The sequence below is a fragment of the Polaribacter sp. R77954 genome, assembly GCF_044595335.1.
In the GTDB taxonomy this organism is placed as follows: Bacteria; Bacteroidota; Bacteroidia; order Flavobacteriales; family Flavobacteriaceae; genus Polaribacter.
On record NZ_CP138992.1, the window covers coordinates 1,369,125 to 1,393,940 of the forward strand.

At 30.2% G+C, this 24,816-nt stretch carries 19 protein-coding genes and 1 pseudogene; 10 read left to right on the plus strand and 10 right to left on the minus strand.

Annotation, left to right across the window (positions count from 1 at the left end):
- Positions 1-183 precede the first annotated feature (183 nt).
- Together SJY27_RS05970 and SJY27_RS05975 are read left to right on the plus strand one after the other, a co-directional pair.
- The gene (locus SJY27_RS05970) at positions 184-6,813 is read left to right on the plus strand and encodes an MG2 domain-containing protein (RefSeq protein WP_397447343.1); all 6,630 of its coding nucleotides are present in this window, start codon (positions 184-186) and stop codon (positions 6,811-6,813) included.
- A gap of 82 nt (positions 6,814-6,895) precedes the next feature.
- The gene (locus SJY27_RS05975) at positions 6,896-7,342 is read left to right on the plus strand and encodes a hypothetical protein (RefSeq protein WP_397447344.1); all 447 of its coding nucleotides are present in this window, start codon (positions 6,896-6,898) and stop codon (positions 7,340-7,342) included.
- Positions 7,343-7,408: 66 nt separating this feature from the next.
- Here SJY27_RS05975 and pruA read toward each other — a convergent pair whose 3' ends face one another.
- A complete protein-coding gene (gene pruA / locus SJY27_RS05980; RefSeq protein ID WP_397447345.1) occupies positions 7,409-9,034 on the minus strand; it encodes an L-glutamate gamma-semialdehyde dehydrogenase in 1,626 nt (541 codons plus the stop codon).
- A gap of 162 nt (positions 9,035-9,196) precedes the next feature.
- Here pruA and SJY27_RS05985 point away from each other — a divergent pair, with 162 nt between their 5' ends.
- Positions 9,197-9,931: an NRDE family protein gene (locus SJY27_RS05985; RefSeq protein WP_397447346.1), complete on the plus strand. Its 735-nt coding sequence runs from the start codon at positions 9,197-9,199 to the stop codon at positions 9,929-9,931.
- On the opposite strand, the gene SJY27_RS05990 is transcribed toward SJY27_RS05985, so the two are convergent.
- The 8 genes and pseudogenes from SJY27_RS05990 to SJY27_RS06025 all read right to left on the minus strand — a co-directional run bounded on the left by SJY27_RS05990 (position 9,885) and on the right by SJY27_RS06025 (position 17,431).
- Positions 9,885-10,700, minus strand: coding sequence for a hypothetical protein (locus SJY27_RS05990; RefSeq protein WP_397447347.1), 816 nt, complete (start codon positions 10,698-10,700; stop codon positions 9,885-9,887). The genes SJY27_RS05985 and SJY27_RS05990 overlap by 47 nt on opposite strands.
- Positions 10,701-10,715: 15 nt before the next feature.
- Positions 10,716-11,054 (minus strand): annotated as a pseudogene (locus SJY27_RS05995) (DUF3667 domain-containing protein); the annotation flags it as partial.
- The gene (gene apaG / locus SJY27_RS06000) at positions 11,009-11,395 is read right to left on the minus strand and encodes a Co2+/Mg2+ efflux protein ApaG (protein WP_397447348.1); all 387 of its coding nucleotides are present in this window, start codon (positions 11,393-11,395) and stop codon (positions 11,009-11,011) included. The gene apaG and the pseudogene SJY27_RS05995, both read right to left, overlap by 46 nt.
- 136 nt (positions 11,396-11,531) lie before the next feature.
- Entirely contained in the window at positions 11,532-11,969 is a 438-nt protein-coding gene (locus tag SJY27_RS06005; protein WP_397447349.1) for a hypothetical protein, read from the minus strand.
- 2 nt (positions 11,970-11,971) lie between these two features.
- Positions 11,972-14,548 (minus strand): T9SS type A sorting domain-containing protein, encoded by a 2,577-nt coding sequence (locus SJY27_RS06010; protein ID WP_397447350.1) that lies wholly within the window; start codon positions 14,546-14,548, stop codon positions 11,972-11,974.
- 137 nt (positions 14,549-14,685) lie between these two features.
- Entirely contained in the window at positions 14,686-15,450 is a 765-nt protein-coding gene (locus SJY27_RS06015; RefSeq protein ID WP_397447351.1) for a hypothetical protein, read from the minus strand.
- Between the two features lie 48 nt (positions 15,451-15,498).
- Positions 15,499-16,143: a hypothetical protein gene (locus tag SJY27_RS06020; RefSeq protein WP_397447352.1), complete on the minus strand. Its 645-nt coding sequence runs from the start codon at positions 16,141-16,143 to the stop codon at positions 15,499-15,501.
- 49 nt (positions 16,144-16,192) lie between these two features.
- Positions 16,193-17,431, minus strand: coding sequence for a DUF5103 domain-containing protein (locus SJY27_RS06025; protein WP_397447353.1), 1,239 nt, complete (start codon positions 17,429-17,431; stop codon positions 16,193-16,195).
- A gap of 185 nt (positions 17,432-17,616) precedes the next feature.
- Between SJY27_RS06025 and SJY27_RS06030 the strand changes: the two genes are divergently transcribed.
- From SJY27_RS06030 to nqrF, 6 genes are read left to right on the plus strand one after another with little or no spacing between them, the layout of a single operon-like run.
- Positions 17,617-18,966, plus strand: coding sequence for a Na(+)-translocating NADH-quinone reductase subunit A (locus SJY27_RS06030; RefSeq protein ID WP_397447354.1), 1,350 nt, complete (start codon positions 17,617-17,619; stop codon positions 18,964-18,966).
- Positions 18,967-18,970: 4 nt separating this feature from the next.
- On the plus strand, positions 18,971-20,170 hold the full coding sequence (locus SJY27_RS06035) for an NADH:ubiquinone reductase (Na(+)-transporting) subunit B (RefSeq protein ID WP_397447355.1): 1,200 nt from the start codon (positions 18,971-18,973) through the stop codon (positions 20,168-20,170).
- 2 nt (positions 20,171-20,172) lie between these two features.
- Positions 20,173-20,919: a Na(+)-translocating NADH-quinone reductase subunit C gene (locus SJY27_RS06040; RefSeq protein WP_397447356.1), complete on the plus strand. Its 747-nt coding sequence runs from the start codon at positions 20,173-20,175 to the stop codon at positions 20,917-20,919.
- 2 nt (positions 20,920-20,921) lie between these two features.
- Positions 20,922-21,569, plus strand: a complete 648-nt coding sequence (locus tag SJY27_RS06045; RefSeq protein WP_397447357.1) for an NADH:ubiquinone reductase (Na(+)-transporting) subunit D — start codon at positions 20,922-20,924, stop codon at positions 21,567-21,569.
- A 5-nt stretch (positions 21,570-21,574) separates the two neighbouring features.
- A complete protein-coding gene (nqrE, locus tag SJY27_RS06050; RefSeq protein ID WP_397447358.1) occupies positions 21,575-22,306 on the plus strand; it encodes an NADH:ubiquinone reductase (Na(+)-transporting) subunit E in 732 nt (243 codons plus the stop codon).
- Between the two features lie 4 nt (positions 22,307-22,310).
- A complete protein-coding gene (nqrF, locus tag SJY27_RS06055; protein WP_397447359.1) occupies positions 22,311-23,618 on the plus strand; it encodes an NADH:ubiquinone reductase (Na(+)-transporting) subunit F in 1,308 nt (435 codons plus the stop codon).
- Positions 23,619-23,739: 121 nt separating this feature from the next.
- On the opposite strand, the gene SJY27_RS06060 is transcribed toward nqrF, so the two are convergent.
- Entirely contained in the window at positions 23,740-24,201 is a 462-nt protein-coding gene (locus SJY27_RS06060; protein WP_397447360.1) for a Na(+)-translocating NADH-quinone reductase subunit F, read from the minus strand.
- 158 nt (positions 24,202-24,359) lie between these two features.
- On the opposite strand from SJY27_RS06060, the gene SJY27_RS06065 reads away from it, so the two are divergent.
- On the plus strand, positions 24,360-24,809 hold the full coding sequence (locus tag SJY27_RS06065; RefSeq protein ID WP_397447361.1) for a retropepsin-like aspartic protease: 450 nt from the start codon (positions 24,360-24,362) through the stop codon (positions 24,807-24,809).
- Positions 24,810-24,816 lie beyond the last annotated feature (7 nt).

Here is a 24,816-nt window from a genome sequence, read left to right on the forward strand (position 1 = left end):
TAGAACGAAACTCAATTAAAAATCACGTTTACGAACTCAAAAGACGAGTTCACTAATTTTAAATTGTTTTACAACTTGATTTAAACGTGCTTTATAGCATAGATTTCCGAAAATCGGGAATCACAATTTCAATTGAAACCAAGAGGTAAAATCTCTAGGAATCATTTTTTAAGTCTATTGATGATGAAAAAAACTACGACAACCCTTTTAATGATACTATTATTTTCTTTAACCACAAACGCGCAAAGCAACTTTGATTTGCTTTGGACAAAAGTCGAAAAATTAGAACTGCAAAGTTTGCCAAAATCGGCATTGCAAATTGTAGAAGAAATTTACACAGAAGCAGATAAAACCAACAATGCACCACAAATTATAAAGTCGCTTTTTTATCAAAGTAAATTTACATTGATACTCGAAGAAAACTCACAATTAAAGGTGATTGAAAACTTTAAAAAGCATATTTCTAAAACGAAAAGTCCTACAAAAAATGTGCTACAAAATGTATTAGCGAATCTATATTGGCAATATTTTACGCAAAACAGATACAAGTTTTACAACCGAACAAAAATTGCAAAAAAAGTAAATCCTAATGATTTTAGAACTTGGGATTTAGATACCTTATTTGAAGAAATTCACAGATATTTTGAAGCCTCTTTAGCAGAAACCGAATTATTACAAGGAATAGATATCACAGAATTTTCAGATATTTTACAGCTTCAAAAAACAACAAAAACCTATACTCCTACTCTATTTGATTTTTTAGCCAATAATGCATTGAATTTCTACAAATCTTCAGAAAATTCCATTACAAGACCTGCTTATAAATTTATTATTGATGACGTTGATTATTTAAGTGATGTTGCTACTTTTTCAGCAGTAAACATCGAATCAAAAGACAGTATTTCACTGCAATTAAATGGTTTAAAAACTTATCAAAAATTAATTGAATTGCATTTAAAAACGGGCAATAAAAATGCTTTAGCCAATATTGATATTCAACGTTTACACTTTGTGCATCAAAATGCCGTTTTTGTAGATAAAAACAGGATTTTATTAGCAACACTAAAAACTACGAAAAGTAAATTTAAAGAGGAAAAAGCAAGTGGTTTGTATGCTTTTGAGATCGCTAAAATCTTCAAAAATGAATCAAAAAATAAAGAAGCGCTTACTATTTGTAATCAAATTATAAAAGATTTTCCACAAAGTTTAGGAGCACAAAAATGTGCTGTATTAAAAAGCCAAATTGAACAAAAAACGCTTACAATTAGAGCAGAACAATATATTCCAATAAATAAAAATTCTAGGCTTTTAGTGACGTACAAAAACATAGAAAAATTATTTTTTACGGCATATCAAATCAATAAAAAACAACAAGAGGAGTTTCATAAAAAAAATCAATTTGAAGAACGAAAAGCATTCATCAATACTTTACCAAAAAGCAAAACTTGGCATCATACTTTAAGAAACAAAGAAGATTATAGGTCACATTCTACAGAAGTAATTGTGCCAAAATTCGAAAACGGAATGTATGTAATCGTAGCTTCTGAAAGTGAAGAATTACAAGAAAATTCCATTTATGGAACCACTACAATGCAAGTAACAAATTTAACTTTGGTAGAAAATACGTTTAATGGCAAATACAATTATCAAGTGGTTGATAGAAATACTGGAAAACCAATTAAGAATGCCAAGATTCATTTAAAAAATAAGGTTTTTAAAAATTCAAATTACATCAACAAAAAATTAACTACAGATAAAAATGGTTTTGCTTCTTTTAAAAGTGATGAAGTTTACAGAAATGTAAACATAGAAGTTGATACTAAAAATGATTTTGCAACTTTTGGAAATCATTATTTATATAATCAATATTCAAGAAACAAAAGAAATAATATAGATGATGAAATAACCATAAAACCTTTCATTTTTACTGACAGAAGTATTTACAGACCTGGACAAACAGTCTATTTTAAAGCAATTGTTATTCAAAAACAAGGCGAAAAATCTGAAGTTTTAAAAGACAAATTTGTAACAGTTTATTTAGAAGATGTAAATGGACAAGAAGTAAAAACATTAGATTTAAAATTAAACGAATTTGGTTCTGTAGCTGGCGAATTTATACTCCCAAATAATGGTTTAACAGGTACTTTTTCAATTTATGTTGATGAAAGTGAAAAACACGATGTAGATTTTTATGATGATGCGTATTTTGAAGATGATTATGTAGAAATTTCAGTAGAGGAATACAAAAGACCAAAATTTGAAACCAAATTTAAACCTATTACCGAAAGTTTTAAAATAAACGATACCGTAAAAGTTAACGGTTTTGCTAAAGCATTTTCTGGCGCAAATATTACTGATGCCAATGTAGTTTACAGAGTCCATAGAAAAGTGAAATATCCTAGTTGGTATTATTGGCGAAGACCAAATGCAAATTCATCTTCGCAAGAAATTACCAATGGAGAAAGCATCACAGATGCATCTGGTAATTTCTTTATCAAATTTAAGGCGATCCCTGATGAAAGTGTTAACAGACGCAATAACCCTGTTTTTACATACGAAATTACTGCAGATGTTACTGATGTAAATGGAGAAACACGTTCAGCAACAAGTTTGGTAAAAGTGGGTTATCATAGTTTAATTGCTTCTATTTCTATGGATTCTAAAATTGATAAAAGCAAAAAAGGAACGATTTTAAAAATCGATACCAAAAACTTAAATGACGAGTTTGTGGCTGCCAAAGGAATCATAAAAATATATAAGTTACAAGCACCTAAAAATCCATTAAGAAAAAGACCTTGGGCTGCTCCTGATTATCAAGATATTTCTGAAAATACGTTTAGAACCTTATTTCCAAACGATCCTTATACCAATGATGAAGCAAACGAACAAAGTTGGACAAAAGGAGCTTTGATAAAGTCTTACAATTTTGATACCTCAAAAACCAAAGAAATAAAATTAAACGAGATTAAAAACTGGATTTCTGGTAAATATATCGTGATTTTAGAAAGCCAAGATAAATTCAACCAAATTGTTAAAGATGAGAAAAGAATCGAGTTATTTTCATCCAAAGAAAAAGCAGTTGCTGATTCAAAATTATTTACCATTAATACTGATAAAAGATTGTATCCTATTGATGATACTGTGGAACTACAAATTGGTTCTGCATCAAACGATATTACAATTGTACTGCAAATTGAAAAGAATTATAAAATAATTGACACAAAGCTCATTCACTTAAATAATCAAACAAAAACCATTAAAATACCTGTTGATAAAGAGGATATTGGTGGATTTGCAGTTAAATATCACTTTGTAAATTATAATGATTTTAAAAGCGGTAGCTTATTAATCAATGTACCTCATCAACAAGAAAAAAACCTAGAAATTGAAACCAATATTTTTAGAGACAAGTTACAACCTGGGCAACAAGAAACGTGGAGTTTTAGGATTAAAAATGATAAAAACGATGCAATTGCTGCAGAAGTTTTAGCGAGTATGTATGATGCTTCTTTAGATGAATTTAAAGATCATAATTGGTATTTTAACCCAATAACACCAAAACCTACTTACAATTCTTACCAAACTAGCAATGCCAACAAAAGTTTTGGCAACAGCAATTTTAGTGTTCATAATATTCAAAGAAATTATTCTAGATTTCCAAATATTCAAAATGATAAATATAATTGGTTTGGGTTTAGTTTGAACAATAATCGATGGTTAAACCAACAATATTTAAGAGAAACTAAAATTAAAATTGAAAACACAAGAACAGATTTTGATGGAACAGTAGCAGGAACAGTTTCTGATATAGACGGACAACCTTTGCCAGGAGTTTCAGTTATAATTAATGGCACAGCATTTGGAACTGAAACTGATTTTGATGGAAACTATTCAATCAAAATTAAAAAAGAAGATGTATTAGTTTTCAATTATATAGGTTTTAAATCTGTCGAATTTTTAATTAATAAACAAACCAACATTGATGTTAAATTAGAAGAAGATGCTCAATATTTAGACGAAGTTGTTGTAATTGGTTATGGAGTTGATAGAAAAAAGAAAAGTTTGGGTTATGCAGTTCAGTCTCTTGAAAGCAAAGTTGCTGGAATTGAAGTTCTAAATAATTCTAGTCAGCAAGATTCTAGTCAAAATATTTCAATTAGAGGAGTAAATTCACTAGCAGGAAATTCACAACCTTTGTTTGTTGTTGATGGTGTTATTGTAGATTCTTTTGATGAAAATGCTGATAATATTGTTAATATTTCAGTTTTAAAAGAAGCCTCAGCAACTGCACTTTATGGTTCAAGAGCTGCAAATGGAGTTGTAATCATCACCACAAAATCAGGTCAAGAAAAACTAGACAATGAATTATCAAAAGTAAAAGCTCGTAAAAACTTTAAAGAAACAGCTTTCTTTTTTCCACAATTAAAAACAGATGAAAATGGGAAAGTGAGTTTTACATTCACAATGCCAGAAGCCTTAACCAGATGGAAATTGCAACTTTTAGCACATACTAAAAGTTTAAAATCGGCCTCTAAAACCTTACAAACGGTTACTCAAAAAGAATTGATGGTTGTGCCAAATACTCCTCGTTTTTTAAGAGAAAAAGATATAATTACGTTATCTGCAAAAATTACCAATTTAACCAACAACCAATTATCTGGTTTTGCAAAATTGATTTTAACGGATGCTATCACTGGTAAAGAAATTACACAAGAATTATTAAGTAAGAGTAGCTCTCTCCCTTGGGGAGAGATGTCAGGAACTGACAGAGTGGAATTTACAGTTAATAAAGATGGAAATACAAACGTTTCTTGGAATTTAGTAATTCCTGAAAATCAGCAAGCTGTGCAATACAAAATTGTAGCAAAAGCTGGCGATTTTTCTGATGGAGAACAAAATGTGCTACCAGTGTTAACCAATAGAATATTGGTTACAGAAACGCTGCCAATGTGGATTCGCTCTAATGAAACCAAGACATTTACGCTAGATAAATTAAAAAATAATTCTTCATCAACCTTAAAAAACCACAAGCTAACTTTAGAAATGACATCCAACCCTGCTTGGTATGCCATACAAGCTTTGCCTTATTTAATGGAATATCCTTACGAATGTGCAGAACAAACCTTCTCTAAATATTATGCAAATACACTCGCGAGTTTTGTGGCAAATTCGAATCCTAAAATTCAAGAAGTTTTTAAGGCTTGGGCGTCATCAGACGCATTAATTTCTAATTTAGAAAAAAATCAGGAGTTAAAATCGTTAATCATTCAAGAAACGCCTTGGTTAAGAGATGCAGAATCTGAAACCGAACAAAAAAAGCGAATTGCATTATTGTTCGATTTGAATAAAATGAAAAACGAACGAGAAAAAGCCATTAATAAATTGAAAGATATTCAAATGAATTCTGGCGGATTTCCTTGGTTTAAAGGAAGCAAATATGCGAGTAATTTTATTACACAACATATTGCCACTGGTTTTGGACATTTGCAAAAACTAGGGGTTTCAGATTTTGACAAATCCACCAAAAAAATGATTGAGAAGTCTGTTCGTTTTTTAGATAACGAAATGGCTCAGAATTATGAAAAATTACTAGAAAGAGCCGATCAAATCAGAAAAAAAGAAAAAAATATAAAGAAAGGAAACAAAGCCCATAAAACCTATTTATCAAAAAACAACTTGAATTATTTTACCATTCAGTATTTGTATATGCGAAGTTTTTATGCTGTTATTTCTTTGGATGATAAAACAAAAACTGCTTTAGAATATTACCAAAATCAGTCTAAAAAATATTGGAATACCTATAATTTGTATGCAAAAGGACAAATTGCATTATCATTGTTTAGAAATGATGAAAAAGCAACTGCAAATAAAATTCTAAAATCGTTAAAAGAAAACAGCATCACTTCTGATGAATTAGGAATGTATTGGAAAGAAAATACTGGTGGTTATTACTATTATCAAGCACCAGTGGAAACACAAGCTTTACTAATTGAAACTTTTTCGGAATTAGAAAACGACACCAAAACCATTGATAATTTAAAAATTTGGTTGTTGAAAAACAAGCAAACTAACAGATGGAAAACCACAAAAGCTACTACAGAAGCTGTATATGCTTTGTTGCTTAACGGTTCTGATTGGATTGCTATCGATGAAACTGTTGAAATAAAAGTGGGAGAACAACACATAAATCCATCTAAAATGGAAGATGTAAAAGTTGAAGCAGGAACAGGTTATTTTAAAACTTCTTGGAACACCGAAGAAATTACGCCAGCAATGAGCACAGTTACCATCAACAAAAAAGATAAAGGAATTGCTTGGGGAGGTTTGTACTGGCAATATTTTGAGGATTTAGACAAAATTACAGAATCTGAAACTCCGTTAAAATTAAACAAGAAATTATTCTTAAAAGTGAATTCAGATAGAGGTAAAGAATTGCAAGAAATCAATAAAAACACTGTTTTAAAAGTAGGCGATTTAATAACAGTTAGAATCGAATTGAGTTCAGATAGAGCTATGGAATTTATCCATTTAAAAGATATGAGAGCTTCTGGAGTTGAACCCGTAAATGTTTTATCAAAATACAAATGGCAAGATAATTTGGGTTATTATGAAAGTACAAAAGATGCTGCCACGAATTTCTTTTTTGATCGATTGCCAAAAGGTGTGTATGTTTTTGAGTACGATGTTCGTGTAAATAATGCTGGAAATTTTAGCAATGGAATTTCAACCATTCAAAGTATGTATGCTCCAGAATTTAGCAGTCATTCAAAGGGAATTCGTCTAAAAATAAATAATGAATTCAACCGATTTTGACAATATTTCAATCACTTGAGTTAATGTCAATGGGAAATTACTAATAAATTTGCACTACTATTAACACAAGATAACAATCATTATGAAAAAAATTTATTTAACTTTTGGATTATTATTAACTACTATTTTAACCATTAACGCTCAAGATATTTCTGAAAATGCAATCGGTTTACGTTTTGGTGGAGGTGATGGAGTTGGAGGAGAAATTACCTATCAAAAAGCCTTAGGAAACAATAACCGATTAGAAATTGATTTAGGTTTGGCCAATGAATTTACAAATTTTAAAGCTACTGGTTTGTATGAATGGGTTTGGAGTTTAGAAGACAAATTCAATTGGTACGCAGGTTTTGGTGGTGGAATTGTTTCTGCTGATGGAACTGGAATTTATGGAGCTGGAGTTGTAGGAATAGAATATAATTTTAATGCACCCATATTATTATCAATTGATTATAGACCAGAAATTGGCATTGCTGGAGGTTTAGATGGTTTAAACTCTAATGTTGCACTATCAGTAAGGTATCAGTTTTAAGTTTAAGCAAAAAAAAATCCTCATTATATAAAGTAATGAGGATTTTTTTTGTTTAAGGGATAGTGATTATCCTAAAAAAGGGTATTTATAATCTGTAGGTGTAACAAAAGTTTCTTTTATCAAACGAACAGATGTCCAACGTAACAAGTTCTGTGCAGAACCAGCTTTGTCATTGGTTCCAGAAGCTCTAGCACCACCAAATGGTTGTTGCCCTACAACAGCGCCAGTTGGTTTATCATTAATATAAAAATTACCTGCTGCGTTTTCTAACGCTTTAGATGCTTGTTCTACAATATATCTATCTGTAGAAAAAATAGCTCCTGTTAGTGCATACTCTGTAGATTCATCAACTAATTTTAAAGAAGCTTCCCATTCTGCATCCTCATAAATATAAATGGTAATAACAGGTCCAAACAACTCTGTAGTCATGGTTGCATAAGTTGGTGATTTTGCCAAGATTACAGTTGGCTGAATAAAATATCCTTTAGATTTATCATGATTTCCACCAATAATAACTTCTGCATCAGCATCTTCTTTTGCAGCATCAATATATTTTGCAATTTTATCGAAAGAACCTTCGTGAATTACTGCATTTATAAAGTTGTCTGGGTTTTCTGGTGAGCCCATTTTTAATTCTGAGGTTTGTTGTTTTAAGTGTTTTAAAACATCATCCCAAATAGAAGTAGGTATATAAGCACGTGAAGCTGCAGAACATTTTTGTCCTTGATATTCAAATGCACCTCTTGTAATTGCTGTTGCTACTTGCAGTGGATTTGCTGAGTTGTGCGCCCAAATAAAATCTTTACCACCAGTTTCACCTACAATTCTTGGATACGTTTTATACGTATGAATATTTGTACCAATTTGTTTCCATAATTCTTTAAAAACAAATGTAGAACCCGTAAAATGTAAACCTGAGAAATCTGGAGAAGTTAAACAAGTATCAGAAATCATAACAGGATCTCCGTAAACTACATTTATTACACCATCAGGCAAACCAGCTTCTTTAAATAAATCTACAATAACTTGTGCAGAATAAGTTTGATGATCTGAAGGTTTCCAAACCACAACATTGCCCATTAAAGCTGCTGCTGCTGGTAAATTTGCTGCAATTGAAGTAAAGTTAAAAGGTGATATGGCATACACAAAACCTTCTAAAGGCCTGTATTCTACTCTGTTCCAAATTCCTGGTGCAGATGCTGGCTGATCTTTAAAAATATCAGTCATATATTGTACGTTAAACCTAAAAAAATCGATCATTTCACAAGCCGCATCAATTTCTGCTTGGTGAACATTTTTAGATTGTGCAATCATAGTTGCAGCATTCATTTTAGCCCTGTAAGGCCCTGCTAATAATTCAGCAGCTTTTAAAAAAATCGATGCTCTTTCCATCCAAGAAACCGAAGACCATGCTTCTCTTGCTGCTAATGCAGTTGCTATAGCTTCATCTACGTGTTTTTTTTCTGCTGTATGGTATTGCCCAACTACGTGTTGATGATCGTGAGGAGGTGTAATCTTTTTGGTGTTTCCTGTTCTAACTTCTTGTCCGTTAATATACATTGGCACATCAACAGAACTATTAAACATTGTTTTATAGGTTGCTAATAATTCTTCTCTTTCTGGAGAACCAGGAGCATAGCCTTTTACTGGTTCATTTACAGCTGTTGGAACATTAAAAAATCCTCTTGTCATTTTGTATGTTTTTAAATTTGAATCGACTAATTTTGAATGTAACAAAGTTACAATTTTTGTTTCAATAAATTTTAGTCCTGTTTAATGTCTTTTGTTATGATAAATTCAACAATAACATCAAATTTTAAACTTTATGATAAAATTAATAAATTAAAAGTTTAAATGTGTACAGTAACCTATTTACCATTAGCTGATGGAAATTTTATTTTAACTTCTAATAGAGATGAAACTCCATTAAGAAAAACAATTCCACCCAAAAATTATATAGAAAATGATGTGGTACTTACCTACCCAAAAGATGCTATTGCTGGAGGAACATGGATTGGGACTAGTGACAAAAACAGATTAGTGTGTTTACTGAATGGCGGATTTGAAAACCACAAAAAAAAACTACCTTATAAAATGAGTAGAGGTATTATTACAAAAAATATACTTTCTATTGATAATGCTTTAGATTATATCAAACAATCAAACTTCTCAAACATAGAGCCATTTACCTTAATTTATGTAGATTGGAATACTTGTTTAGAAACTTATGAATTGGTTTGGGATGGCAATCAAAAATATTTTTCAAAATTGGCTCAAGAACCCAAAATCTGGTCTTCATCTACCTTGTACACAGAGGAAATAAAACAACTAAGAAAAAAATGGTTTGACGAATGGTTGCTTAAAAATAATACTTTTTCTCAAAAGTGTATTTTAGACTTTCATAAAAATGAAGAGTTAGGAACTCCAGAAATTTCGCCTAAAATGAAACGAAATTCTGTTGAAACACTGAGTATTACTTCTATAAAAAAAGAAAATGAATTAGTAGAGTTTGTTTATATTGATTTCTTAAAAAATGAGACGACTAAAACATTGCAAAAGAAATTAAGAAAACCAAGACAACGCCTATAACTCCAACAAATAGATAACTAATATTAAGAAGTATAAATTTAAGAAAAGTTTTTAAATAGCTTTGTTGATAAAAATTTTTCATTGCAATTATTAAATACAATAAAAAAAGCAATAGAAACACACCAATATTTGGTTCTATTTCAAATATTTGTAAGAATACAAAAATTGAAAACAACATAAAAAACACGGTCTGTATATGAAAAACAAATATCAAATGATCTACATAGGTATATTTTCTTCTGATGTAATATAAACGTAAAAAGAGCGTAAAAAAAGGCAAAAACACAAATAGCGCTACTGAACCATAAGAGAGTACTTCTCCTAAAAACTCTTCTCTACTATCCTCATTATCTGTAAATGAATTGATTCTTTTTGCCTTAGTGTATAAAAATCTATTGGTGAAGTTTTTTTCATAACCAAGAGAATCTAAAGCTACATCTATCTTTGAATCTGGATACTTTTTTACATATCTAGCAAAATCATCTAAACGAGTTCCTGCTAAATTAATTTTATTACCTCCATTACTTAGCGTAACAGAATCTTTTGCACTTTTTTCTACTTCTGCTAAAATCTTTTCTCTGGCAATTTCTGGAATAAAAGATTTTTTTAAATCATTGTCTAATTTTTCTTTTATCGAATCAATTTTAGCCTGAGTTAACACTTCTTTTTCTCCCTTAATAGCCTCTTTTTGATCTTCTTGTACAATATCCTGTTCAGCTTCATTTGTAAGCGCCTCATATTTATCGATTGTTTTTGAGAGTCCAATCAACAGAAAAAAGATAATGGATACTGTTAAATAAAAACGAAATGGATTAGAGTAACGTTGCCTTTTACCATCAATATAATCTCTTGAAACTTTACCTGGTTTTATTAAAAGCGGAATAATAGTTGTCCAAAACTTTGCATCGAAATTAAATAACCCGTTAAAAACTTCGAGTACAAAACTTACAAATGTAATTTTATTGCCTTTATTGGCTTGACCACAATCTGGGCAAAATTTTTCGTTCCCTAAAAATGGATGCCCACAATTTAAACAGGCTGGGTCTTTAATTTTAGCAACTTTGGTTTTGTTTTTTATTAGTTTGATAAGATTGGTGTTGAGAGTTGAAAAGTTGGTATAAATACTTTAAAAGTTTCTAAAGAGGTTACGTTTTGCATCGCATAAAAACCTTTCATTGCTCCAATAGTTGATTCTAAAAAACAACCAGAACTATACGAATACGTGTCTTTTGGTTTTAGTACAGGAGTTTGCCCAACTACACCTTCACCTTCAACAGTTTCAGTTTTATTTAACGAATCAAAAATTTTCCAATAACGATCTGTAAGTTTTACGGTTTGCAAAGAATGATTTTCGATAGTAACAAAATAAGCAAAAACGTAATACAACCTGTTATTTCTATAACTGGTTCCATTAAATTTAGTCTTTACAGAAATTCGAATTCCTTTTGTAATTTGTTCTACCATTCTTGGTAAATGTAGTTTTTTTTGTTTTTAGACACAACTTTTTTTTAGATTCTAAGAATTACTATTCAAAACAAAAAAAATCTCAAGACTTAGCTTTGGCTAAATATTGAGATTTTTTTAAATTATCAGTTTTAATTTATCTATTAGTTATAATTTTATCTTCTTTTAATACTTTTTTTATAAGTTGATGTTCTCTATTGTCTTTCATGTATTTAAAAGTAATGGTTTCATCAGCATTAAAAGAGGTTGTGTTTAAAACGCGAAAGCCAAATAAGTAAGCTCCTTTTTTAATTTCAGAATTTATCTTGGTACTAGTTAATCCAGTAGCCAAATTCTTGATATAAAGATGCTCTGTTATTTTATCATTATTTAATAAAATAGACTTAAAATTAAAACCTGTTTCTATTTCAATATGGATGGTATAATCTATGTAATTTTTACCATTAGATAAACCAGAGATGTGTTTGTTTTTTTTAGAATCGATAATCTTCATAGCGCTAGAACAACTTACAAGCAATATTATAGCTGTTAAAAATAGAAAACAACCCCAAAATAAATCTTTATAGTTTTTCATTATTATTTTGTTAAAACAAACTTTTTAGTAACACTTTTGTTGTTGTTAAATACCCTAATTAAATATACATTGTTTGTTAAATTATCCACATTTATTTCTTTTGTATTATTTACTGTTCCTTTTTTAACAATACCACCAACTATGTTGTAAATTTCGTATTTTAAGTTTGTTAAATTCTCTTCTGTAGAAATTTTTAAAACGCCACTTGTAACTGGATTTGGATACAAATTTATATCAATTCCAGTTTCTTTAAAAGTGTCAACACCTAAAGCTGCAGCAGAAATATCGATACTCCACAAACCTCTACCAAAAGTAGCAGCCACTAATTTTTGTGCAGTGTAGTTAATCTCAATATCTTTTACATCTACATTTGGTAAACCATTACCTAGTTTATGCCAAGTTGCACCCTCACTTTTTGTAAAATAAACACCTACATTTGTTGCAAAAAACATTATTGGTAACGCATTAGCTTGCTGAAATAAAACTTTATTTATAATAACATCTGGTAAGTTATTTGTAATATTTCTAAAAGTAGCACCACCATCTCTTGAAGCAAAAATTTTATTACCATCATTATATCCTTTAGAGGTTACATATATATAGTTTGAGTTCGCAGTAATAAAATCTATCGATTCTATATTTACACCATTACCAATATTGGTTGCGCCTGTAATTGAAGTTGCTGCAGAACCATCAGTAGGTATTTTTCTAATAATGTTATTATCTGAAACACCCATAATTAAATTATTATGCGTATTAAATTTATGAATTGGAGTTCCAGAATCTAAAAGTTCTGATGTTAAGGCTGTACCATCATCTGTAATCTTAAAAATACCAGTTGGGTCTGACCCACCTTTATCAGCATTCATATATAAAATTGAAGGATTTAATCTATCCATTTCCATATAATGATTAAAAGAAATTCCAGCAGGATTTAGAGAGTAATCTCCATTTAATTCTCCTTTAAAACCTGCATCAGATCTTACTATAAGTCCGTTTTGATTTGTTGCATATCTAATACTTGGATCATTATAGTTAATTGCGGTTTCAATACCATCACCTAAAGCAACTGCATACCAAGTTCCATCTATTTTAGAAAAACCGTCATTATCTTGGTTTCCAGTTAAATAATCATCACCATTAACTTTTGGGTTAATTGCTACAGAAAAATGTTGTGTTACAATTGTTTTTGCAGATAAATACTCTATAGTGGGTTTTTGATCGGTATTTGACGCGTATGTTATGTAGTTTAAACCACCATCATTTGCACTCCAAAACTTTAAATTACCATCTAAACTACCTAATCTATGATGATCTGAATGAATATAATTTCCATCTGAATTTGCATCTGACCAATATCCATTAAGAGATCTGTACCAACTTGCACCATTATCAGTAGAATGTGTTGCGTTAAATTCGCCAGAAATAATCATATCATTTTTTACAATTAAAGATTGATTGTAACCATCTTGCGAGTTGTATCCAGCAGGAATTGTACCTATATCTGTAAAAGTATTATTTGCTTCATCATATTTTTTTATTTGTCCAACCATATCTTGAATATAGAAAGCATTATCCTCACCAACTGTTAAAGCAAGTTTGTTAAAAGAACCACTGCTGCCATTTACAGCTTTCCAATTAGCATCATCTGTATAATTTTCGGTAAAAGCAACGTCAAATATTCCTGTATACATAATTTTATTTCCTGATACTGCAACTCTACCCATGTTTGCATTAGTTGCTTGTCCATCAAAAGCTTGACTCCAGTTGGCACCACCATCCAAAGTTTTACTAATACCAGCAGAAGTACCAACAAAAACGGTGTTCTCATCAACAACCACCAAATCTCCTGTTAATTTGTCTTCTTTTAAAGTGTAACTTAAATTTGTGGATGCGTACGTTTCTCCACCATCTGTAGATTTTAAAACACCTATAGATTTTACATGGCTATCATCATAATCTCCAGTAGAAACATAAATAGGTTTGGTTGTATAATTGCTAAAAGTTGCATCTGGCGTTGTTTTAATATCTGTAACACCAATACCAGCAATAATATCTAATTTTGGCGTCCAAGTTGCTCCACCATCTGTAGATTTCCAAATTCCACCATTTTGTGTCCCAACAAATAATACATCTTGATTATTATTTGTAGGATGAGCAATTCTTAAAAAGGCATTTAACCTTCCCATTTGTGGATAGTTAGGATAGCCATTTTTATCTGGCACTTCTTGGGTTCCAATATTTACCCAAGTTGTTGCATTGTTGTTTTTTGAATTAAAGTTGTTCATAGCAATCTTCCCCTCATTATTTAAAACACCAGTATTGTATAAAGTAAGATTTTCATCAGGAAATGAACCATCTGCATTTACTCTTATTCTCCAAAATTCTGCCCATCTATGATAATGTTTGAATTCTTTTAAATCGTTTATATCTTTTAAATTGTAGTCTTTGATTTCTTTTTCTTTTTTACGAACAATATCAAAATAATTGGCTTGTTCTTTTTTAGAGGCTAGTTTATAGTCGTATTTAACTTTTTGTTGACCATAAGTTTGTGAAATTGAAAATAGTGCTATTGTCATCAATATCAAAAATTGATTTCTAAGACACACATTTTTTTTAAAGTAATTGTTTTCATTAATTATGTTTTTTATTGAATTGTAAAACTAATTTTTTTTACATTTTTTAGTTATAAATTCAATACTCAAACATATACGCACTATAAGTTTTCTAGGAAATTAGCTAAATCTTGGTTTTTTTTAGCCAATATTTTTTTATTCAATCGATAGGATAAACTTTGAATACTTCTTAAAGTTCGGTTCGTAATAATTGCAATTTCTTGATAAGTATGATTATTTTTTCGATAATAAAGCACAAGTTTTTCAATATCTGTAAATATCAAAGTATGTTTTTCTAATCGATTTAAAAAAGTAGGTTCAATTTCTGAAGCTAAATATTCAATATAGGTATCATTACCCAAATCTTCAATTTCGTGTGTTTTATGCAGCTTGGAAATTTCGTCGAATTTCTTTTCTTTTAAAAGTAATTTTATGTTCTTTTTAAACTCGATATTTTCTTTTAAAGATTTATTGTATTTACCTTTATTGATTAAAAGTTCAGCATTTAATTTTACAAGTTTTTCTTTTTGTTTTTTTCTTCGGATAACATAAAAAATCAACATAATTAAAGCAATCATTATAATTGCTATGATTGATGATTTATAATCTTTAATTTTATTTTCGGTTTTTAGTTTTGTTTTATTGAAGAGAATGTTTTCATCAACAATTTTTAATCCACTGTCAAACTCTAGTGTTTTAAAATCTTCTTCAATACTTAATATTGAATCTGCATATTTTAATGCTATATCTGGCTTGTTTATTTCTTGGTATAATTTTTTGTAGATATAATAATTATTCAGAATGCTTTCTTCGGTTAGAAATTTTTTGGATATTACATAAGAAGAATCATTATATTTTATTGCCAAATTGTAATTATCAGAATAACTTTCTAAAATTGAAAGTCCATAGTAATACTAGCCTAAAAAAAACGGATCTAAAGTTGTTTTATCAAAATTTTTTGTGATATTTTCCTTCAATGCTTCAAATTTTTCTGACATTGAATACCCCTGATTTAAATCTACGATTATTACCATATAACTTAATTTAACTTCTATGGGTGTTGTTTCAGGTAAACTCAAATAAAAATCAATTAATTTTTGGATAGCATATTTTTTATCTTCTGCTTCATCAAAATTTCTTAATAGAATGTTGAATTCAATTTCTTCAACTCTATCACTAAGATTTAGTTTTTTTGCTAATACAAGTGCTTCTTTATAATATTGAGTACTTTTTTTTAAATCATCAGAAGAAGAGTAAACAAAAGCTAGGAAATCTAATGCTAAAAAACGATCCTTTTCTTTTTTAGCTAAATCTAGAGCAAGTCTTCCGTATTTAATAGCTAATAGTTTCTCATTATTATAATCTAAATAAGTAGCTTTATAAATTAGTAAATCAGGATATTTACTTATGTCAAGGCAAAGTTCTATTGCTTTATTAATAGCTGGGCTTTCGTAAAATCCATCCTCATAATCATTTACTGCTTTTTGATAATAAGTTTCAAAATCTTGTGCATTAGTTGTTAAAGTGATGAAAAACAGAAATCTAAAAAAGTGTTTCATAAATAATTTAGAAAATAGGTTTAATTTTATGGGGTAAACCTACAATTTTTTATCGATCTTGATTATAAAAACCTGTGCCAACACCTACAACTCTGTCATACAAACCACCAAATGGCTTAAAATAAGTAATAACTGTATATTGATTTTCGGTTTGAAAAAAAGTGCCATTAACATCATTAGTATTCACATTTCCATAATTGTCTATTGTTGCAAAGGTATAATTGTAAAAACCTTGCTTCAATAAAATTGCAGCTTTATAACTACTGTCTTCAAAATCGTATTCCAGCTTAGTTTCTTCATCTATTATAAAGTTATTAAAGGCTCCATATACATGTACTTCTTTATCAACAAATGGCTCATCAGCATATAATGTAAAATGCATCATAGCGTAATCTGCTTCTGTATTTGGGTCATTGCCTTCTAAAGTTCTTATTACAAACTGTCCATTAATATCTGGGTTAAAACGATAGGTTAACGAAGGGTTGTAATTATAAGGATATAGGTAATGATGAAAAATGTCTTTCATTTCTATTTTTACAACATTCAAACTTCTATTCCTGATAAGTTTGCTATCAAAATTTAAATACTCGTTACCACCCCAAAAATTGGTTTTATTAGCATAGGTATATTTTAGCTGATTTTGTCTAAAAAAAGTAGGTTGTATATTGGTTATTTTTTCATTCCAATTTTCATTTTTTAAAATCACCACATTAACTTCCTGTGATGGATTGTTTATACGTAATTTAGGATGATTTACAGTAAACTCTACTGTTTGTTGCGTATTAACCGTTTTTGCATTTCTACTTCTAATAACATTTACACCAATAGTGGCAGCATTTTCATACAAAACAAATTTTCTGGTGAATATTACTTTATCGTCATCATTTAACACTGACAACAAATAATTTCCGCTTTTTGTAATGACAGTATTTACATTAGGAATTCGAACAGCATAATGTGTATAACTTTGAAAAGTATTGAAAGAATTGGTTACATCTATGATGGTATTTTCATCAAAACCATCTATAAACTGACTGGATAACAATCTGCTTTTTTTCCAATCATGGGTCATGTGTTCTATTCTATACGCGTAATCTTTACTATCTGCATCTAAATCATCAAAAGACAATTCCAACACTGTTCCTAAGGGTACAATTGTAGAAAAATTGTTATCCTCTAATTGCCTTAATTGAACCGATTTTATATTTTGTGCATTAATAATAACACCTAAAAGTGAAAATAATAGAGATAGAAAAGTTTTTGACATGTAACAAAAATAAGTATTCATTTTTAATGATTACCAAAATCTAAGCCAAAAGTAAACGACCATGCTGTTTTCTTGAATCTCATTTATTTAGAATTATTATAAATAAGATTCTTTAATAAACTTATAAGATGTTTTATGTCAGAAATATTTGCTAAAAGCCGTAAATTTGCTTGATTTTTTTAGATAACTAAAATTCCGAATTTACTATGTCAAAAGACATTCGTATTAAAAAAGGCTTAGATATTAAGCTTGTTGGTATTGCAGAAAAAACAACTACAACTAGTTCTTTAAGTAGTGTTTATGCAATTAAACCAGAAGACTTTCACGGAATTACACCTAAACTTGTAGCCAAAGAAGGTACAGAGGTAAAAGCAGGAGAAACACTTTTTTATTCAAAAAGTGACGAGCGCATTTTATTTCCTAGTCCTGTTGCTGGTAAAGTTACTGAGGTAGTACGTGGAGCAAGAAGAAAAATATTGGCAATTAAAATTACTGCTGATTCAAAACAAACTTACGCTGATTTTGGTAAAAAAGATGCCTCAAAAATGTCTGCAGAAGAAGTGAAAAATCACTTATTCAGCTCTGGATGTTGGCCTTTTATCAAACAACGCCCTTTCGATGTTGTAGCAAATCCAAATCAAGCACCTAAGTCTATTTTTGTATCTGCGTATGCAAGTGCTCCTCTAGCTGCAGATTTAGACTACACTTTGGTAGGCAAGGAAACTGAGTTACAGACAGCAATTACTGCTATTTCCAAACTAACAGAAGGTAAAGTACATGTTTCTGTTGGTAAAGAAAGTAATTCTCCTTTAGCGAATTTATCTGGTGTAGAAATTCACAAAGTTTCAGGACCACATCCTTCAGGTAATGTAGGTACGCAAATTGCAAATATAGATCCGATAAACAAAGGTGAAGTAGTTTGGATTGTAACTCCACAAGACTTAGTTATTATTGGTGAATTATTACTAACTGGTAAATTTAACGCTGAAAGAACAGTTGCTTTAACTGGTTCACAATTTAGTACTCCACAATATGTAAAAGCTATAGCTGGTGCCAGTATTGATAGTCTTACAAAAGGAAACTTGAAAAACGATAATACAAGAATCATAAGTGGTAATGTATTATCTGGAACTCAAGTAAAAGAAGATGGTTTTTTAGGGTATTATGACAACCAAATCACTGCGATTCCAGAAGGTGATGACTATGAATTTTTTGGATGGAACAAGCCTGTTTTTAATAAAATTTCAACTTCAAGAGCTTTAACATTTTCTTGGTTAAACCCAAAGAAAAAATACGATTTAAATACCAATACAAATGGTGAACATAGAGCATTTGTAGTTACAGGTTCTTATGAAGATGTTTTTCCTTTAGATATTTATCCAATGCAATTACTAAAAGCATTTATGTATAAAGATTTAGATGAAATGGAAGCTTTAGGTGGTTACGAAGTAGCACCAGAAGATTTTGCACTAACAGAATTTATTTGTGTATCTAAACAACCACATCAAAAAATTATTCGTGAAGGTTTAGATTTAATGAGAGAAGAATTAGGATAAGATTATGAGCTTAAAACAAAACTTACACAATTTAAAAGAAAAGTATAAAGGTACAAAAATGGCACCTGCGTTTAACGCAATCCATACCTTTTTATACTTACCAAATGAAGTTACTCATGGAGGAACTCATATAAAAGCAGCAGACGATTTAAAACGTACCATGAATACAGTAATTATGTCTTTAATTCCTGTTTTAATTTTCGGTATGTTTAATGCAGGTTATCAACATTATGCAGCAATCGATCCGAGCTTAAGAACAGATGTTATTGCTAATTTCTTTACTTGGGATAATTTATGGATTGGTATTATTAAGGTATTACCATTGGTTATTGTATCTTATGGTATTGGTCTTGGAGTAGAATTTATTTTTGCAATAATTAAAGGTCATGAAGTAGAAGAAGGATATTTAGTTACTGGTATGTTAGTTCCGTTAATTGTACCTGTAGATACACCTCTTTGGATGTTATCAATAGCTGTAATTTTTGGTGTTGTTATTGGTAAAGAAGTATTTGGTGGTACAGGAATGAATATTTTAAATCCTGCACTAACTATTAGAGCTTTCTTATTCTTTGCATACCCAACTTGGATGTCTGGAGATAAAGTTTGGGTGCATGATGCTGTAAACAGAGCAGGAACAGAAGATGCAATTTCTGGAGAAACTATTTTAGGTAGTTATGCTCAAAATCAAGAAGTAATTTATTCTACTTGGGATAAATTTATGGGATTCATTCCTGGTTCAGTTGGTGAAACATCAACTTTATTAATTTTATTAGGTGCTGCATTTTTAATTTTTACAAAAATTGGAAGCTGGAGAATAATTATTTCTACTTTTATTGGTGCAGCTGCAATGGGATTAGTCTTTAACTGGGTAGCTAGTTCAGGAATTGTTTCTGATACCAGTAAATTCTACGGATTAATGAGTGCACCTTTTTGGGAACATTTAATTATTGGTGGTTTGGCTTTTGGTGCTGTTTATATGGCAACAGATCCAGTAACTGCTTCACAAACAAATAAAGGAAAATGGATTTACGGATTCTTAATTGGTTTTATTTCAATTATGATACGTGTGTTTAATCCTGCTTATCCAGAAGGAGTATTTTTAGCAATTCTATTAATGAATGTATTTGCTCCAACAATTGACCATTACGTGGTTCAAGGAAACGTAAAAAAGAGAATGAAACGTGCTAAACTTAAAACTGCTTAGTTATGAGTAAGAAAACAGATAGTAATGCGTATACAATGATTTTTGCTGTAGTTATGGTATTAATTGTTGGTTCTTTATTGGCTTTTATGGCATCTTCTTTAAAACCAAATATTAAAGAAAATCAAAGAATAGAAAAGCAGCAAAACATTTTGTATGCTATGGGTGTTAATGAAAATGATGAATCTAGTGCAACTTTTGTTGATGCATCTGTTGCTGGTGAGGAATTTAATAAATACATCACAAAACAAATTGTTATTGAAGGTAATAAAACATCTGAAAGTGATGATGCTTATTTAATTGATGTAAAAAAGCAACAAGCAAATGCTAAGGCAGGTAAAGTAAGAAAATTACCTTTATTTGTTGGTGAAAAAGATGGACAAACTTTTTATGTAGCGCCTATAAGAGGTAAAGGTCTTTGGGATGCTATATGGGGTTATGTAGCTATGGATGAAAATATGGTAGTACAAGGTGCTTATTTTGATCATAAAGGTGAAACTCCTGGTTTAGGAGCCAATATTAAACAACGTTATTTTATGGATGATTTTATTGGAGAACACTTAATGGATGATGCTGGTAATTTTAAAGGGATTACTGTAGCTAAAGGAAATAACGATCCAAAGAATGATGATAAAACAGATTATGAAGTAGATGCAATTGCTGGTGCTACAATTACTGGTGATGGTGTGTCTGCAATGATTAAAAAAGATTTATCATTATATGTGCCTTACTTTAATAATTTAAAAAAATAAATATGGGAATCTTATCAAAAAAAGATGCAGGTTTAATTAAAGACCCATTATTCGACAATAACCCAATTACCATACAAGTATTAGGAATCTGTTCTGCTTTAGCAATTACAGCAGAATTGAAAGCATCCATTGTAATGGCTCTTTCTGTAATGTTTGTTTTAGGTTTGGGTAACGTAGTAATCTCATTAATGAGAAATATAATTCCATCAAAAATTAGAATTATTGTACAGTTAATAGTAGTTGCTGCTTTAGTAATTATTGTAGACCTTGTATTAAAGGCTTTTGCTTACGAGTTAAGTAAAACATTATCCGTTTTTGTTGGTTTAATTATTACCAACTGTATTATTATGGGACGTTTTGAAGCTTTCGCATTAGGAAACACACCTTGGAAATCGTTTTTAGACGGAATTGGAAATGCTTTAGGTTATGGGTTAATATTGGTAATTGTAGGATTTTTTAGAGAATTATTAGGCTCTGGTACTTTACTTGGATTCAAAGTTCTTGGAGATCCAATTGAAAAAACTGGATTATATGCTATTGGATATGAAAATAACGGGTTTATGTTATTATCACCAATGGCCTTAATAGTAGTGGGAATCATCATTTGGGTTCAGAGATCTAAGAATAAAGCATTAATCGAAGAAGCATAGAAATTATGGAACACATTGAATTATTTTTTAAATCGATTTTTATAGATAACATGGTATTTGCCACATTCTTAGGGATGTGTTCTTACCTTGCCATCTCAAAAAAAGTGTCTACATCTGTAGGTATGGGTGCTGCTGTAATATTTGTATTAACAGTAACTGTTCCATTAAACTGGTTGCTAGACCAGTATATTTTACAAGAAGGCGCTTTATCTTGGTTGGGTGAAGAATATGCTAGTTATGATTTAAGCTTTTTATCTTTTATCATGTTTATAGCAACAATTGCAACAATGGTACAATTGGTTGAAATCATTGTAGAGAAATTCTCTCCATCACTATACAACTCACTCGGTATTTTCTTACCATTAATTGCAGTTAATTGTGCCATTTTAGGAGGTAGTTTATTTATGCAATCTAGAGAAATTCCAACCTTTGGTTTAGCAGTAACTTATGGAGTTGGTTCAGGAATTGGATGGTTTTTAGCCATATTAGCAATAGCTGCTATTCGCGAAAAAATTAGATACTCTGCTGTTCCTCCTGCTTTAAGAGGTTTAGGTATCACTTTTATCATTACAGGCTTAATGGCAATTGGTTTTATGAGTTTTGGTGGAATGCTAACTGGTGGTGATGAAGAGCAAAAAGAAGCGCCAGCAACTGAAGCTAAAATTGAATTACAAAAAGAGTTAGATAAAGAAAAGGATGCTAAAATTGTAGCAGATAATACAAATATAAATAATTAGGCAGATGATATTAGCAGCAGGTACAACAGGTACAGTAATTGCAACAGTAGCAGCTTTTTTATTAATAACGCTGATACTAGTTACATTACTATTATTCGTAAAACAAAAATTATCTCCTTCTGGTCCAGTAAAAATTACCATTAATGGAGAAAAAGAAATAGAAGTAGGTTCTGGTAGCACACTTTTAACTACGCTTGGAAATGAAAAAATATTCTTGCCATCTGCTTGTGGTGGTGGTGGATCATGTATTCAATGTGAGTGTCATGTATTAGAAGGTGGTGGTGAAGCATTACCAACAGAAGTACCACACTTTACTAAAAAAGAATTAAAAGCAGGAGCACGTTTAGCTTGTCAAGTTAAGGTAAAACAAGACATGAACATTACGATTCCAGAAGAGGTTTTTGGAATTAAAAAATGGGATGCAGTTGTTGTAAGAAACTATAATGTTGCATCATTCATCAAGGAATTTGTTGTTGAAATTCCTGAAGATATGGGGTATAAAGCTGGTGGTTATATTCAAATTGAAATTCCTCCTTGCGAAGTGAAATTTTCTGAAATGGATATTACAGCACACCCAGAGGAACATGAAACTCCAGATAAATTCCAAGCTGAATGGGATAAGTTTGGTTTATGGCCATTGGTGATGAAAAATGATGAATTAGTAGAACGTGCATACTCTATGGCTTCTTACCCAGCAGAAGGTAGAGAAATTATGCTAAACGTTCGTATTGCAACTCCACCTTGGGATAGAGCTAAAAATGGCTGGATGGATGTAAATCCAGGTGTGGCATCTTCTTATATTTTTAACTTGAAAAAAGGTGATAAATGTGTAATATCCGGACCTTATGGAGAATTCTTCATCAACGAATCTGATGCAGAAATGTTATATGTTGGTGGTGGTGCTGGTATGGCTCCAATGAGATCACATTTATATCATCTATTCAGAACATTAAAAACTGGTAGAAAAGTTACATATTGGTATGGTGGTCGTTCTAAAAGAGAATTATTTTATTTAGATCATTTTTATAAATTAGAAAAAGATTTTCCAAACTTTAAGTTTTACTTAGCATTATCTGAACCAATGGAAGAAGATAATTGGAAAGTTAAAAAAGATATTGATGCAGAAGGCGATGGATTTGTTGGTTTTATTCACAACTGTGTAATTGAAAACTATTTAAATCATCACGATTCACCAGAAGATATTGAACTTTATTTCTGTGGACCACCATTAATGAACAAAGCTGTTCAAAAAATGGGAGAAGATTTTGGTATTCCAGATGAAAACATCCGTTTTGATGATTTTGGTGGATAAACAATCCATTATTCTGAACTAGACTCAGAATTTTATCAAACAAAATAAAAAAACCGATTCAATATATGAATCGGTTTTTATTTTTATAAAAGTATCTGTACAATACAAAAACTGTATCACTCTATGCCAAAAATGTATCTATGTGATATATAGGAACACCATTCTCTTGCTCAAAAAGTTTTGAATAATCCATAACATTTTCCATATCATCTAACTGACATAATACTTCAACAACAGCCGAGAGTCCGTTAAATAATACATCATTAGAGGTAGTGTCCTTGGGTTTTTGATTATAATGACAAAGAGGTGTTTTAAAACCACAAGCATCCAAGAAAACTTTCTCAATCTGTAATAATTCTAATGGAGAATAACCATTAAATTTTCTTCCCAAGTTTTGATGAACTCTACCCACATAACTCAATTTTAAAGAACCATGCTGATCTGATAAATGTTTCCAACTATCGTAATTATCTAATATATTTCCTACTGCACAAGCTGTACAATCTTCAGGATTTAATCTATTATTGTGATACGCGTTGTACAACTTTATCAACGCTTGTTCTAATCTTTTTGGAGTTTTCATCATCAATTCATTTAAATTCAATCTAAAAATAAACAATTATCATGATTATATCAAATCAAAAAATCAATAACATCTTTTTAGAATTAAAACAAATAAGATAACTCACGGTTTTATATCATAGTATTAAATTGTATTTTTGGAGCATAGATGAGCAGAAGATGAAAAGCATTGGTAAAAAACTACTAAAAAACAAATACGTTAAAATAAAGCTAAAGAAAATTGCTACCAATCACTTAGAGCTAAAAGCAAAAATTAATGGCGTAAAGGGACGTTTTATCTTAGATACAGGTGCATCCAACTCATGTGTAGGTTTAGATTTAATAGCATATTTTAACTTAGATGCTCAAGATAGTGAAACCAAAGCTGCAGGTGCTGGAGCTATTGATATGGAAACGCAACAATCTGAAAAAAATTCGTTAAAGATTGCAAAATGGAGTACTAAAAAATTCAATATTGTTTTATTTGACTTATCTCATGTAAATACTGCACTAGTACAACACAAAGCAAAAAAAGTACATGGTATTATTGGTGCCGATATTTTACAAAAAGGCAAAGCCATTATTGACTATAAAAACAAAATACTGTATTTGAAAAAAACTAAAAAATAATTATTTA

Excerpts from the sequence above, each read along its gene's own strand:
- SJY27_RS05970 (WP_397447343.1), top strand. The coding sequence starts at position 184 with ATGAAAAAAACTACGACAACCCTTTTAATGATACTATTATTTTCTTTA.
- SJY27_RS05975 (WP_397447344.1), top strand. The coding sequence starts at position 6,896 with ATGAAAAAAATTTATTTAACTTTTGGATTATTATTAACTACTATTTTA.
- pruA (WP_397447345.1), bottom strand. The coding sequence starts at position 9,034 with ATGACAAGAGGATTTTTTAATGTTCCAACAGCTGTAAATGAACCAGTA.
- SJY27_RS05985 (WP_397447346.1), top strand. The coding sequence starts at position 9,197 with ATGTGTACAGTAACCTATTTACCATTAGCTGATGGAAATTTTATTTTA.
- apaG (WP_397447348.1), bottom strand. The coding sequence starts at position 11,395 with ATGGTAGAACAAATTACAAAAGGAATTCGAATTTCTGTAAAGACTAAA.
- SJY27_RS06005 (WP_397447349.1), bottom strand. The coding sequence starts at position 11,969 with ATGAAAAACTATAAAGATTTATTTTGGGGTTGTTTTCTATTTTTAACA.
- SJY27_RS06010 (WP_397447350.1), bottom strand. The coding sequence starts at position 14,548 with ATGACAATAGCACTATTTTCAATTTCACAAACTTATGGTCAACAAAAA.
- SJY27_RS06020 (WP_397447352.1), bottom strand. The coding sequence starts at position 16,143 with ATGAAACACTTTTTTAGATTTCTGTTTTTCATCACTTTAACAACTAAT.
- SJY27_RS06025 (WP_397447353.1), bottom strand. The coding sequence starts at position 17,431 with ATGAATACTTATTTTTGTTACATGTCAAAAACTTTTCTATCTCTATTA.
- SJY27_RS06030 (WP_397447354.1), top strand. The coding sequence starts at position 17,617 with ATGTCAAAAGACATTCGTATTAAAAAAGGCTTAGATATTAAGCTTGTT.
- SJY27_RS06035 (WP_397447355.1), top strand. The coding sequence starts at position 18,971 with ATGAGCTTAAAACAAAACTTACACAATTTAAAAGAAAAGTATAAAGGT.
- SJY27_RS06040 (WP_397447356.1), top strand. The coding sequence starts at position 20,173 with ATGAGTAAGAAAACAGATAGTAATGCGTATACAATGATTTTTGCTGTA.
- SJY27_RS06045 (WP_397447357.1), top strand. The coding sequence starts at position 20,922 with ATGGGAATCTTATCAAAAAAAGATGCAGGTTTAATTAAAGACCCATTA.
- nqrE (WP_397447358.1), top strand. The coding sequence starts at position 21,575 with ATGGAACACATTGAATTATTTTTTAAATCGATTTTTATAGATAACATG.
- nqrF (WP_397447359.1), top strand. The coding sequence starts at position 22,311 with ATGATATTAGCAGCAGGTACAACAGGTACAGTAATTGCAACAGTAGCA.
- SJY27_RS06060 (WP_397447360.1), bottom strand. The coding sequence starts at position 24,201 with ATGAAAACTCCAAAAAGATTAGAACAAGCGTTGATAAAGTTGTACAAC.
- SJY27_RS06065 (WP_397447361.1), top strand. The coding sequence starts at position 24,360 with ATGAAAAGCATTGGTAAAAAACTACTAAAAAACAAATACGTTAAAATA.